The organism is Methylorubrum subtropicum, from assembly GCF_038442325.1.
Lineage (GTDB): Bacteria > Pseudomonadota > Alphaproteobacteria > Rhizobiales > Beijerinckiaceae > Methylobacterium > Methylobacterium subtropicum.
The window spans coordinates 1-13,392 of sequence record NZ_JBBXMW010000008.1 but is presented as its reverse complement, the minus strand read 5'-3'; the positions used below and the strand labels follow the sequence as shown (position 1 = coordinate 13,392).

Annotated in this window: 10 protein-coding genes and 1 pseudogene; 8 read left to right on the top strand and 3 right to left on the bottom strand. The window is 70.3% G+C overall.

Going from position 1 to position 13,392, the window contains the following annotated elements:
* Positions 1-48: 48 nt before the first annotated feature.
* On the bottom strand, positions 49-2,097 hold the full coding sequence (locus AAHG03_RS12715) for a methyl-accepting chemotaxis protein (RefSeq protein ID WP_342151229.1): 2,049 nt from the start codon (positions 2,095-2,097) through the stop codon (positions 49-51).
* Positions 2,098-2,439: 342 nt separating this feature from the next.
* Here AAHG03_RS12715 and AAHG03_RS12710 point away from each other — a divergent pair, with 342 nt between their 5' ends.
* From AAHG03_RS12710 to AAHG03_RS12690, 5 genes are all read left to right on the top strand, one after another.
* Positions 2,440-2,892 carry a cupin domain-containing protein gene (locus AAHG03_RS12710; protein WP_342151038.1) on the top strand — a complete coding sequence of 151 codons (453 nt, stop codon included), beginning with the start codon at positions 2,440-2,442 and terminating at the stop codon, positions 2,890-2,892.
* 188 nt (positions 2,893-3,080) lie between these two features.
* Positions 3,081-4,403, top strand: coding sequence for a S8/S53 family peptidase (locus AAHG03_RS12705; RefSeq protein WP_342151037.1), 1,323 nt, complete (start codon positions 3,081-3,083; stop codon positions 4,401-4,403).
* 8 nt (positions 4,404-4,411) lie between these two features.
* Positions 4,412-4,672, top strand: coding sequence for a hypothetical protein (locus AAHG03_RS12700; protein WP_342151036.1), 261 nt, complete (start codon positions 4,412-4,414; stop codon positions 4,670-4,672).
* A 325-nt stretch (positions 4,673-4,997) separates the two neighbouring features.
* On the top strand, positions 4,998-8,069 hold the full coding sequence (uvrA, locus tag AAHG03_RS12695) for an excinuclease ABC subunit UvrA (protein ID WP_342151035.1): 3,072 nt from the start codon (positions 4,998-5,000) through the stop codon (positions 8,067-8,069).
* Between the two features lie 501 nt (positions 8,070-8,570).
* Positions 8,571-9,548, top strand: coding sequence for a transporter family protein (locus AAHG03_RS12690; protein ID WP_342151034.1), 978 nt, complete (start codon positions 8,571-8,573; stop codon positions 9,546-9,548).
* Between the two features lie 186 nt (positions 9,549-9,734).
* Here the strand turns inward: AAHG03_RS12690 and AAHG03_RS12685 are convergent, their stop codons facing one another.
* Together AAHG03_RS12685 and AAHG03_RS12680 are read right to left on the bottom strand one after the other, a co-directional pair.
* Positions 9,735-10,469, bottom strand: a complete 735-nt coding sequence (locus tag AAHG03_RS12685) for an anti-sigma factor (protein ID WP_342151033.1) — start codon at positions 10,467-10,469, stop codon at positions 9,735-9,737.
* Positions 10,466-11,074 (bottom strand): RNA polymerase sigma factor, encoded by a 609-nt coding sequence (locus AAHG03_RS12680; protein WP_342151032.1) that lies wholly within the window; start codon positions 11,072-11,074, stop codon positions 10,466-10,468. The genes AAHG03_RS12685 and AAHG03_RS12680 overlap by 4 nt, the downstream gene beginning before the upstream one ends.
* A gap of 429 nt (positions 11,075-11,503) precedes the next feature.
* Here AAHG03_RS12680 and AAHG03_RS12675 point away from each other — a divergent pair, with 429 nt between their 5' ends.
* The 3 genes and pseudogenes from AAHG03_RS12675 to AAHG03_RS12665 form a co-directional block, all read left to right on the top strand.
* Entirely contained in the window at positions 11,504-12,478 is a 975-nt protein-coding gene (locus AAHG03_RS12675) for a S1C family serine protease (RefSeq protein WP_342151031.1), read from the top strand.
* A 159-nt stretch (positions 12,479-12,637) separates the two neighbouring features.
* A complete protein-coding gene (locus AAHG03_RS12670; protein WP_342151030.1) occupies positions 12,638-12,865 on the top strand; it encodes a hypothetical protein in 228 nt (75 codons plus the stop codon).
* Positions 12,866-13,281: 416 nt separating this feature from the next.
* Positions 13,282-13,392: pseudogene (locus AAHG03_RS12665) on the top strand (ISAs1 family transposase); the annotation flags it as partial.

Sequence of the window (13,392 nt, the reverse complement as noted above, 5' to 3'; positions counted from 1 at the left end):
GGCCCGATCGTATCGGGCCGGGCTCTCGTTCGGCTTAACGCGTCGGCCTCACGCCGCCCGCACCTGCTCCAGGAACCCGCCGACCTCCTGCCGGAGCGCCGCCGCCTGCCGGGCGAGGTCGCTGGCCGCGCCGAGCACCTGGGACGAGCCGGCGCTGGTGCCGGTGGCGGCCTGGGCCACGCCCGCGATGGTGTCCGACACCGTGCGGACGCCGTGCGAGGTCTCGACCGTGGTGCGGGCGATCTCGGCGGTGGCCGCGCCCTGCTGCTCGACCGCGGCGGCGATGTCGCCGGAGATGCGCGCCAACTCGCGGATGGAGCGGCCGATCCCGCCGATGCCGGCGACCGAGGCCTCGCCCGAGGCGGCGATCTCGGCGACGCGCCCGGCGATCTCCTCGGTCGCCCGCGCGGTCTGGCCGGCCAGTTCCTTCACCTCGGAGGCGACGACCGCGAAGCCCCGCCCGGCCTCGCCCGCGCGGGCCGCCTCGATGGTGGCGTTCAGGGCCAGAAGATTGGTCTGGCCGGCGATGTCCGAGATCAGCCCGACGATCCGGGCGATGCCGTTCGCGGCACCCGCCAGCCGCTCGACCTCGGCGGCGGTGCGCGCCGCGTCGGCCTCGGCGCTCGCGGCGGCGTCCGCCGAGGCGACGACCTGGGTGCCGATCTCGCGGATCGAGGCCGACAGCTCCTCGGTCGCCGCCGCGATCGAGTCGGAGGCGAGCGCCGCCTTCTCGGAAGCCGCCGCCGCCGAGCCGCTCAAGGTCGAGGTGTCGCCCGCATTCGTGCTCATGGCGCGGGCGGCGCCCTCCAATTGCTGCGCGGCGGACGAGACCGCGGCGACGATGCCGCCGACCCGCGCCTCGAAGCCGTCGGCCACGCCCATCATCGCGGCGCGGCGGCGGGCCGCCTCCTCCCCGGCGCTGCGCTCGCGCTCGGTGCGGGTGCGGGCGCGCTCGGCGACGCTGTCGCGGAACTCGGCGGCTGCGGCGGCGATGGCGCGCAGCTCGTTCGGGCCCTTCACCGGCACCGCGACCGTGGTGTCGCCCTGCCCGATCGCGGTGAGGGCGCGGGCCATGCGGCCCAACGGTTTGGCGATGGCCGAGCCGAGGGCGAAGGCGAGCGCCACCGAGAGCCCCAGCATCGCCAGCATCCCGGCGGACCAGACCGCCACCGCCCGCTCGGCGCGGGCGCGGGCGGCGCCGGCCTCGCCAGCGAGCGCGGCGGTGAGCCGGTCCTCGATGGCCTTCAGCCCGTCGATGCGCTGGGTCGCGAGCCGGAACCAGCCCTTGGCGTCGGTAAAAGTCGGCGCCTGCCCCGGCAGCGTGCCGAGCGCGATCCCGCGGATGCGGGCGACCTCGCGGGCGGGCTCCGCGGCTTCGGCCGCCTCGAAGGCGGAGACATCCGCCGCCGGGCTCGCGGCCCGGAACAGCCGTTCGTAGGTGCTCTGATCGGCCGAGAGGCCGGCAAGCCGCCGGTAGCCCGGCAGATCGAGTTGGCCCGCGGCGAACACGGCGGAGGCCGCCGCCCGCTCCTGGCCCGCCACCTCCTTGAGCGACAGGAAGGCGGAGTAGGCCGCGATCCGCGCCCCCACCGCCGGGTCGGCGGCGATCTGGCCGACCTCGCGCACGAGGGTCAGCGCCTCGCCGATCACCCCGGTATAGAGGGCGAGGTTGGCCGGGACCGTGGCCTCCAGCCGATCGACCGCGCCGCGATGCGCCTCGATCCGCCCGAGCGCGGTGCGCAGCGCCTCGGCCTTGCGGGTGAAGTCGCCGCCGCCCTCGGCCGCGCCGATCGCCGTGCTCAGCTCCGCGCGGGCCGCATCGGTGAGCTTGCGCTGGGCGGCGAGTTCGGTGCCGAACTGCGCGCCCTTCGAGCCGAGGAACAGCGACGAGGCGCCGCGCTCCTTCTGTGCCTCGTGCACCATCGCGCTGATCCGGGCCGAGAGGCCGACCAGCGTCTCCATCCGGGCCATCGCCCGCCCCTCCCCGACCCGCTCGTACACCGCGAATCCGGCCGTCCCGGCGAAGGCGAGGCACGGGATCAGCGCCACGGCGACGATGCGCCCGCGCAGCGAACCGAGAACCCGCCCGCCGAGCATTGTCGCGCCGGGGCTGCGAAGAGCGGAAGGTGTTTCGAGCGAGGAAGCGGACATCGACGGGCCGGACTTGCGAGAGATCTATCACCGTTGTGATGTCTCTCGGTAAAGAAATGCTTGTTTTGCCGATTTCCGCTGAAGACGGAACGATTTGCCTGCCGGATGTGCCGAAAGACGCAAAAATGGGCAATTTAGAATGCCTCAGGCCGTACATCCCATCATTCGATAACTTGCCGGAGGCGAAGAACGTCGTTCCCGGCTCACGCCGCCCGGCTCATCCGGCACGGAACCCGGCGGGACCGGCCGTCTTGAACCGCGCAAGGCGGCGCGCGACGGGAGACCCGCATGGCGGCATCGGAAGAAATCGGCGACGGCAGCGGACGCTTCGACCTCCACGCCATCGCCCGCGGCCTGCCCGGCACGGCCGCGACGCTGCTGGTCGATGCCTACCTGTCCGACCGCCCGGCGGCGAGCGTGCGGGTTTTTCGGGTCTACCGCCCGACCCCGCCGCACTACCACGCCACCTGCGACGAGGTGCTGGTCTGCCTCTCGGGCCGCGGCACCTTCTGGATGGGCGAGCCCGCCACCGAGGCCGCGTTCGGCCCCGGCCACCTGCTGCTGTTCGACCGCAACATTGTCCACGCGCTGCCGCAGATTCTGGAGGAGCCGCTGGTGTTCCTCTCGGTCGACACCCCGCGCCGGGAGCCCACCGACATCGTGTTCGTGAACCCGGAGGACGGGACGCCCGCGAGCTTCATGGCGCGCAACGCGAAATCCTCAGACGGCTGCTCATCATAGCTATTTCTGTTGCAGGTTTGCCGAGAATTGGCCGCAATCAGATCGTTTCTCGCATTATTTTTAAATATCATCACAAGTGTCACGAACTTGAAGAATTTGTTTGTATTTTATGATCATGCAATGAATTTGACGCGCGCCTGATGTTGTGTAATCGTAAGATTATTGATTTATCGATTCGGGAGAGGCCGATGCGTGTTTCCTGTATTGTGACCTTGCCGGCTCAGGCGGCGTTGCGGACTTCGGCGGCGGCCGCCTTTACGGCCAACCCGCTCGGCTTCGCGATGGATACGAAGCCGGACAAGGCGGGCCTCATCATCGACCCCACGTTTTCTCCCCTGCCGATTCCCAGTGCCCAGGCCGGGGGCATCGCCCTCGAGGCTGCGGGGCCGCAACAGGCCCCCGTCTTCGTGGGGCGCGGCACCATCGATGTCGATCGCATCCACGAAATCGCTGCGGAGGAAGACGGGGTGGGCATCTTCGCCGACCCCGAGATCGGCACGTTCACGGTCTGCAGCGGCAACCCGCCGGTCGGAGCCACCGCCGACGTCGCGCGCAAGCTCGACACGGCGCAACTGCTGGCGAAGAAGCTCGACGGCAAGGGCGTGGCCCTGGCGATCATGGATACGGGCATCAACCTGGCTCACCTGAAGGGCCGCGGGCTGAAGCCGAAGCTGAGCCGGAAATACGGATGGGCGCCGCCGGGTTCGGCTTGGACGCCCGGCTCCTATCCCGTCGATCACGGCACGATGTGCGCCTACGACGCGCTGATCGCCGCGCCGAAGGCGACCCTGCTCGACTTCCCGATCCTCCGATCGACCACGCCGGGCGGCAGCGTGATGTCCGGCTTCCTCAGCGACGCCATCCTGGCCTATTCCTACCTGCTGAGCCGCCTTCAGAACCCCAGCTGGCCGTTCCGGGCCCTCGTCGTCAACAACAGCTGGGGCATGTACCATCCGAGCTGGGACTTTCCGGCCGGGCATCCCGGCCGTTACGCCGACAATCCCAATCACCCGTTCAACCTGATCGTCGGAACCCTGGCCCGCGCCGGAGCCGACATCCTCTTCGCCGCCGGCAATTGCGGCGCGGATTGTCCCGACGGCCAGTGCAAAGGCGTGGTCACCGACACGATCACGGGCGCCAACGCCCATCCGGACGTCCTGACGCTCGCCGGATGCGACATCGACGACCAGCGGGTCGGATACTCGTCGCAGGGACCGGGGATCGCCGGGATGGCGCCGGACAAGCCCGACGTGACGGCCTACACGCACTTCCTCGGCTCCGAGGCGTACGGGGCGGGGAGCCCCGACAGCGGCACCTCGACCGCCTGCCCCGTCGCGGCGGGCTGCGTGGCCGCCCTGCGCACCCGTCTCGCCCCGGCCAAAGAGCCGCCGGCCTCGCTGTTCGCGACGATCCGAGCCCAGGCGCTCGGCAAGCCGGGGCCGGGCTGGAACGCGGATTACGGGACGGGTATTATCCGGCCGGTACCGGTGGCGACGGTCTACGGCTTATAGGTTCGATCATGGCAGAGGCCGACATGGTGCTCATGACCGTCGCGATCCCCGGACCCAGGCCGGGGATCGTCCAGGCGGCCAAGGCGATGGGAGTCCGTCGGGATGCCCTCGACAAGGGCTTCGGTGTCGTTCCGGTCGATCCCGAGCGGCATCTCTACGCCGTGCAGGTTCGTGCATCCGAGATGCCGCCGGCCGCGCCGACCGACGAGAGCTACCGCGGCCCCTTCTCCAATCCGCGGATCACTCCCTTCGGTCCGCCGGAGGAGTGATCGCCCGCCTGCTTGCGGGCGCGACCTGTCCATCACGGTGGCCGAGCGACCGGTTTGGCTGCGCCTCCGTTCCGCCCTGCCGGTGCAGGGGCGCCGTGCTGAGAGCATCGGCCCGAAAGGTGGGAACCGGCTTTCGGGAAAAGCCGAGCGTGCTCTGGACGCCTATCGCGTGATCGGCGTTGCCGTCGTACCCGTTCCGTTCTAGTGGTTTCGCGCCGCCCGGAACCCATCTGCGTTCCCGTAACCTGTTCCTGCGTGGCACGACCTTCGCCCGGCCGCACCCGGCGCCGTCACCGCGGCTCGACCGTCAGAGAATCCTTCGCCCATGGCCAAAGCCAAAGCCCGCAAAGCCGAGACCGCGGCCGGCAAGGAAGAAACGGCCGACGCCCGCCTCGCCGCACTGTTCGACGCCGCGCCGCCGGCGGCGCGCGACACCCGCGTGATTGCGGTACGCGGCGCGCGCGAGCACAATCTCAAGAACGTCGATCTGACGATCCCCCGCGACCGGCTGGTGGTGTTCACCGGGCTGTCGGGCTCGGGCAAGTCGTCGCTCGCCTTCGACACGATCTACGCCGAAGGCCAGCGCCGCTACGTCGAATCGCTCTCGGCCTATGCCCGCCAGTTCCTCGAGATGATGGCCAAGCCCGATGTCGATCAGATCGACGGGCTCTCGCCCGCGATCTCCATCGAGCAGAAGACGACGTCGAAGAACCCGCGCTCGACGGTCGGCACCGTCACCGAGATCTACGACTACATGCGTCTGCTGTGGGCGCGGGTCGGCATCCCGTATTCGCCCGCCACCGGCGAGCCGATCGAGAGCCAGACCGTCTCGCAGATGGTCGATCGCGTGCTGGAGCTGCCGGAGAAGACCCGGCTCTACCTACTCGCCCCGGTCGTGCGCGGGCGTAAGGGCGAGTACCGCAAGGAGATCGCCGAGTTCCAGAAGAAGGGGTTCCAGCGCCTGCGGATCGACGGCGAGTACTACCCGATCGACGACGTGCCGAAGCTCGACAAGAAGCTCAAGCACGACATCGACGTGGTGGTGGACCGCATCGTCGTGCGCGCCGACATCGCCAGCCGCCTCGCCGACTCGTTCGAGACGGCGCTGGAACTCGCCGACGGCATCGCCGACATCGAGTTCGCCGACACGCCCGAGGGCGAGACGCCCAAGAAAATCACGTTCTCGTCGCGCTTCGCCTGTCCGGTGTCCGGGTTCACGATCCCCGAGATCGAGCCGCGGCTGTTCTCGTTCAACAACCCGTTCGGCGCCTGCCCGACCTGCGGCGGCATCGGCCACGAGATGCGGATCGATCCCGAGATCGTCATCTCGGACCCCGCCCTGTCGCTGAAGCGCGGCGCGGTGGGGCCGTGGGCGAAGTCCACCTCGCCCTATTACGACCAGACGCTGGATGCGCTCTCGCGCCATTTCGGCTTCAAGACGACGGTCGCGTGGTCGGCGCTGCCGGCCTCGGCCAAACAGGCGATCCTCTACGGCACCGGCACGGAATCGGTGCGGTTCGACTATCATGACGGCCTGCGCTCCTACTCGGTCAACAAGCCGTTCGAGGGCGTCATCCCGAACCTGGAGCGGCGCTACAAGGAGACCGAGAGCGACGCGAGCCGCGAGGAGATCGGCCGCTTCATGAGCGCCACGCCCTGCGAGGCCTGCGGCGGCAAGCGGCTCAAGCCCGAGGCGCTGGCGGTGAAGATCGACCGCCAGGATATCGGACAGGTGACGGCACTGTCGGTGCGCGACGCCCACCGCTGGTTCTCGGAAATCTCCGAAAAACTGAGCGACAAGCAGAACGAGATCGCGGTCCGCATCCTGAAGGAGATCCGCGACCGGCTGACCTTCCTCGTCGATGTCGGCCTGGAATACCTCACGCTGGCCCGCGGCTCCGGCTCGCTGTCGGGCGGCGAGAGCCAGCGCATCCGGCTCGCCTCGCAGATCGGCTCGGGGCTGACCGGCGTGCTTTACGTCCTCGACGAGCCCTCGATCGGCCTGCACCAGCGCGACAACGAGCGCCTGCTCGGCACGCTCAAGCGCCTGCGGGATCTCGGCAATTCGGTGATCGTGGTCGAGCACGACGAGGACGCGATCCTGCAGGCCGACTACGTGGTCGATGTCGGCCCCGGTGCCGGCATCCACGGCGGGCAGATCATCGCCCAGGGCACGCCGCAGGAACTCCTGAAGGACCCGGCCTCGCTCACCGCAAAATACCTGACCGGCGAACTCTCGGTGCGCACCCCCAAGGTCAGGCGCGATCCCGGCCGCGGCACGCTCACCGTCGTCGGCGCGCGCGGCAACAACCTCAAGGACGTGACCGCAAAGATCCCGCTCGGCACCTTCACCTGCATTGCCGGTGTGTCGGGCGGCGGCAAGTCGACCCTCATCATCGACACGCTCTACAAGGCGGCGGCCAAGCGCCTGAACGGCGCGCTGGAGCATCCGGCCCCCCACGATTCGATCGAGGGGCTGGAGCATCTCGACAAGGTCATCGACATCGACCAGTCGCCGATCGGCCGCACGCCGCGCTCGAACCCGGCGACCTATACGGGGGCCTTCACCCCGATCCGCGACTGGTTCGCGGGGCTGCCCGAGGCCAAGGCCCGCGGCTATCAGGCCGGGCGGTTCTCGTTCAACGTGAAGGGCGGGCGCTGCGAGGCCTGCTCGGGCGACGGCGTCATCAAGATCGAGATGCACTTCCTGCCCGACGTCTACGTCACCTGCGACGTGTGCAAGGGCAAGCGCTACGACCGCGAGACGCTGGAGGTGCGCTACCGCAACAAGTCCATCGCCGACGTGCTCGACATGACGGTGGAGGAGGCGGCCGACCTCTTCAAAGCCGTCCCCACGATTCGCGAGAAGATGGAGACGCTGGCCCGCGTCGGCCTGCACTACGTGCGCGTCGGCCAGCAGGCCACCACGCTGTCGGGCGGCGAGGCGCAGCGGGTGAAGCTCTCGAAGGAGCTGTCGAAGCGGGCCACGGGGCGCACCCTCTACATCCTCGACGAGCCGACCACCGGCCTGCACTTCCATGACGTCGCCAAGCTCATGGAGGTGCTGCACGAGCTGGTGGACCAGGGCAACACCGTGGTGGTGATCGAGCACAACCTGGAGGTGATCAAGACCGCCGACTGGGTGATCGACATGGGCCCCGAGGGCGGCGACGGCGGCGGGCGCGTGGTGGCGCAGGGCACGCCGGAGCAGATCGCCGCGAGCACAGCCAGCCATACCGGCCGCTTCCTGCGCGAGGTGCTGGCCCGCCGCCCCGCCGCACCGGCCAAGAAGCCCGCCACGAAGGCGCCCGCCAAATCATCCGCCAAGGCGGTGCCCGAAAAGGCATCGGCGCGGCGCGGGCCGGGCGCCGGACGGGGCCGCCAGGCGGCCGAGTAGCCGCCGGACCGGGGCGGCGCGCCCGACGATTCGCCGCCCGATTCCCCGCGCCCGCCGGGCCGCCGGGCCTCGACCCGTTTGCTGCGCCGCGAAAAATCCGGCGCGCCTTGCGCAATCGCCCCGGCCCGCCTGCCGAAGCTGCCCGCGCGCGCCCCACGTCCAACGGCCTGATCGAGCTAGGCTATTTGCGCGCCCTTCGCCTCTGGTCGCCGTCTGCGGCAGCGCGGTTCCCCAGTAAGACATCGTTAAGGAATCCGTTGCCCCGCAGCGAAAATGCGGCTTTTGCGCAACGGTGTGACCCGAACTGCCGAGATTGCGGGCAATCCCCTGTCATTCGGGGCCGGTCTGTAGAATAGTTCCCGTCGTCGAGACTTGAGGTGCGGCCGTAAGGGGGCGTCGGCATCGGGCCGGTTCGGTCCCGCTCCGGAGAGGGCGGGGGGCGATCCGGGGATGCGGGGGCTACGGGGCGGACGCCTGAAATCCTTGGGAAGGAACGAGAAAATGATGAAGAACTGGCTCGCCGCCGGCGCTGTCGCGCTGACGGTCGGAATGACGACGACCGTTGCGCAGGCCCAGACCACCACGGTCCCCGGCGAGCAGGTCGGCCTCGCGGTCGGCGCCCCGCTGCCGGAAGGCATCTACGCCATCAACACCTTCACCTACGGCGGCCGTGACCAGGGCGCCCTGGACGTCGGCGTGAACATCCCGATCCTCGTGTGGGCGACCCCGTGGGTTCCGATGGGCGGCCGTCTCGAGTTCGTCGTCGCCCCCCCGACCGTGTTCGCCTTCGGCAAGAACAGCGGCCCGGGCGGCATCCGTGACTTCTCGGTCAACGTCGGCACCTTCGTCGGTGGTATCTGGGCGTTCGACCTCGGCGGCAACTTCGGCGTCAGCTTGCTCGGCGGTGTCTACCTCAACGAGCTGAACGGCGACCGCGGCGTGGCCCGCTTCAACAGCGGCGCCGTGGCCGTCAACCCGGTCCTGCCGTTCCTGGCCTCCAACACCTACCGCTTCGGCGTCGCCGGCAGCTACACCGGCGACGGCTGGAACGCCACCGCCAACCTGACCTACAACTTCTACGACTCGCCGGCGACCTTCTCCGGCAACAACACCTTCGGGACCCGTGGCCCGTTCAACATCTCCGACGCCCTCAACCTCGACCTGACCGCGACCAAGAAGTTCGGCAAGTTCGAGATCGGCGCCATCGGTTACGGCACGGTCAACCTCGACCCGAACCTGCTGAACCGCGTCGGCGATCTCGGCTCGGGCCGCATCGGTCGCGGTGGTCGCTTCCTCCTCGGCGGCCTCATCGGCTACGACTTCGGCGCGTTCACCACGCAGTTCTACGTGGCCCGCACCGTCGCCCGCACCGCGGACTCCTTCGACTCGACCGAAGGCTGGTTCCGCATCGTGGCCCCGCTCTACACCCCGCCGGCCCCGGTGGCCGTCGCCCCGGCCCCGCTGGTGCGCAAGTACTGATCCGAACCGGGGACGCCGCACGGCGTCCCCACGCCCGAACGGGCAAGACCGTCCGGCCGCAAGGCCGGGCGGTTTTTTTCGTTTTAGACCCTCTGTGCAACGGACGCGGTCAGGGCAAGGCACCTCGCGCATCGCTTGAGGATACGGCGCTAGGCTGCTGACTTGATTGATAAAACTAGAAAAGAATCACTCCGGGATCAGCTTGCCCGAGTAGATCACCGGTCCCGTCGGCTGGCCCGTGGGCGAGCCGCCGGGCGGCTCGACCGAGACCGCAAGGGTGGCGCCCTCAAGCGTCCCGGCCTCCGGGGGGAGGGCGAGGCGGGACGGCGCGGTGCCGACGAGGCCGAGCGGCCGGGGCGCGGCGCCCGCGTCGATGGACCAGAGTTCCAAGCTGCGGCCCTCGGGCGTCCGGGCGGCGAGGGGGCGCACCCGCACGGTGCCCTCGGTGGCATCGACGCTGACGACCAGCGCCGGCAGGTCGCCGCCGCTCGTCACCACGGCGACCGAGCGCCCGCCCGGCGGCGTCGGTCGCAACGATCCCGTCAAGGCCAGGGCGAGGCCGGCGGCGGCGAGCCCCGCCGCCCCCGCCGCCACGGTGGCGCGGCGCCAGAACCGGACTTTTCGGACGAGGTCGCGCAGGCGATCGTCGTTGGCGGCAGAGGGAAGCGCCGCCCCCTGCCCCGCCCCGCCGGACGGCAGGGCCGCGGCGATGCGCCCCCACAGCTCGGGGCTCGGCGCGACCGGGGGCACCGCCCGCGCCAGGGGGGCAAGCCGCCGCTCCCAGGCCTGCAACGCCGCCTCGGTCGCCGGATCGACCGTGCGCTCCAGCTCGAACGCCGCCCGCTCGCCCGCATCGAGGGTGCCGAGCACGTATTCGGCCGCGCGCATCCCGCGCGCGTCGTCGCTCTCCCGCTCGGTCATGCGCCCGGCTCCAGGCAGGATTTCAGGGCGGCGAGCGTCCGGTGCAGCCAGGTCTTCACGGTGTTGACCGGGCGGCCGTAGCGCGCGGCCAGCTCGTCGCGCGACCAGCCCTCGCAATAGGCCAGCACCACGCAGTCGCGCTGGGTCGGGTCGAGCCGCGACAGGCACGCCACCAGGGCGTCGCGGTCGAGGATCGCATCCTCGCCGCCGCCCGGTGCGGCGAGCCGCTCCCAATACGCGTCGCCGGCCTCGCCCGAGGGCATCGTGACCTCGCTCTTACGGCGCATCCCGTCGATGGCCCGGTGGCGCGCGATGGCGCACAGCCAGGGCAGCGGCGCCCCCGCCGCGGGCGCATACGATCCGGCCGCGTGCCAGATCCGCAGATACACGTCCTGAAGCACGTCCTCGGCCAAGCTCCGATCGCGCTGGATACGCAGGATCAGGCCGAGAAGTTTCGCTGCCGTGCGCGCGTAGAGCGCCTTCAGCGCCGCCTCGTCCCGCCCGGCGATTCTTTGGAGGAGGGCCGCGAGGATCGCGTCCTCGCCGCCGGCCCCGTCACGCGGCGCCACGGCCCGGTCCCTCTCGATCGGCGATGGGTCAGGCATGCGGGCGGGCTCGGGATCGTCCGTCTGGCGGGAGCATTGCGGGCAATCTATCGGAGGGCGACGGCGCGCGCCATCGACCGGATGGGGCCATCCCACGCCATCGCGCGCACCCTCGACGCCATCGCTCGCGAGAGGGATGTCTGCATGGCCGGGCGCGAAGAGCGCCCCGTGCAGTGGCCTCGGCGAAGCCGAGGCGTCTACCTTACTGTGCCGCATCGTCTTTTTCCAAAAGCCGGAAACCACCTTTCGGGACGATGCTCTAACGGAGCGAGAAGCCTAAGGCCGCGGGGAGGCGGCCGCCGGCGTTTGAGGCCAAGCATGAACCAGGGTGATCGCTGCAAGCGATCGCCCGCGCGTCAGGCGGCTGTCGGCGGCGACCCGGTCGCCTATCTTGTTCGGGGCAACGGGACGTCGCGGGAGAGGGAGCGCATGGCCGCGCACGGCGAATTCAGGATCCCGGCCGCCCAGCAGCCGAAAGCGGGCGACTACACCTACGATCTCGAACGGGCGCTGACCTCGGTGGTGTCGCTGTCCTCGCGCGTGCCGGCGGAGGCCTTCACCGCCGAGACGCTCGGCACCGAGCGGGCCGGCAACGGCGTGGTGATCCGCGAGGACGGCCTCGTGCTCACCATCGGCTACCTCGTGATCGAGGCCGAGAGCGTGTGGCTCACCACCCATGACGGGCGCTTCGTGCCCGCCCACGTCGTCGGCTACGACGCGGTGACCGGCTTCGGCCTCGTCCAGGCGCTCGGCGATCTCGGCCTGCCCGCCCTGCGGCTCGGCTCCTCGGCCACGCTACGGATCGGGGATCGCGCCGTGATCGCGGGGGCGGGCGGGCGCGGGCACAGCCTCGCGGTCGAGCTGGTCGGGCGCCAGGAATTTGCGGGCTACTGGGAGTACGTCCTCGACGAGGCGCTGTTCACCGCCCCCTCCCATCCGCAATGGGGCGGCACGGCGCTGATCGGGCCGGGGGGCGACCTCCTCGGCATCGGCTCGCTCCAACTCCAGCAGGGCGGCCAATCGGGCGCGCGGGCGATCAACATGGTGGTGCCGATCGAACTCCTGCCGCCGATCCTCGCCGACCTCGAGACCCGCGGCCGGGCCGACCGCCGGCCCCGGCCCTGGCTCGGCCTCTACGCCACCGAGACCGAGGACGGCGTGGTCGTGATGGGCCTGACCGACACGGGACCGGCGGAGGCCGCGGACCTGCGCCCCGGCGACGTGCTGGCGGAGGTGGCGGGCGAGCCGGTGGCGGATCTGGCGGGGTTCTTCCGGCAGGTCTGGGCGCTGGGCGAGGCCGGCGTGCGCGTGCCGCTGACGGTCAACCGCGACGGCCGCCCGCTGCGCCTCTCGCTGAACTCGGTCGATCGCGAGCGCTTCCTCGTGGGGCCCAAGTTACATTGAAGCCTGCCTGGGCGGTTCCGACGCAGGCCGCCCGGTACCCGCTCCGCTTGCGCCGATGTTAAGAGCGTTTACACTTGATTCATCGCTGGCACGGTCTTCCCGGGCGCCAGCGGCTGAGAGACCTCCGCGCTCCCGCCTGAACGGACATGGAGCTCCTCTTTGCCCCTCTTCGTCGGCCCCCCGATCTGCCTGGAACTGCCCGCCGCCTACCGCGTGCTCGTGCTGAGCGCGAGCGGACACATCCTCTTGAGCGAAGCGATCTCGGCGAAGGACGACGGCGAGGCCGTGGCCCAGGCGCGCCGCCGCGTCGGCGCGGCCAATGTCGAGTTGTGGGACGGCGTGCGCTTCATGGAGCACTTCCCGCCCCTGCTCGAACCGGCGATCTGACCGGCCTTCCGTCGTCACCGTGCGCGCCGCGTCGGCCCGGCGCCCCGACGGTGCTGCAGGGCGTGCGGTTCGATCCGGTCACCACTGAGCCAAGGTCCGAAGGTGGCGACCGGCCTCAGCCGACGCGTCACAAAGTCTCGAAAAATCAAGAACTAAGCGGCGACCGTAAAAGGCGACGCAAGTCCCTCCCCCCTCTGCGGGGGAGGGTGTCCGCGGAGCGGACGGGGGAGGGGCAGCGCGACGGCTCTGCTTGGCCGCCGTCGACCCGTCATCTCCGGAAACGGGGTTCCCCTCTCCCGACCCCCTTCGGGGCCCACCCTCCCCCTTGCGGCAGGGCTATCGCATATGACTTTTCGGCGCGTCGATCCGCGTTGAAGGCCATGCGTTGACGCCTCCTTATAGACAGGAGGTGATCGATGCTGGAAGTGCAGGGTTTGTTTTCGGCGGTGCCGGACCCGCGCGCCGCCAACGCGCGCCATCCCCTGGACGAGGTTCTGCTGGTCGCCCTGGCGGCCACGCTGTGCGGC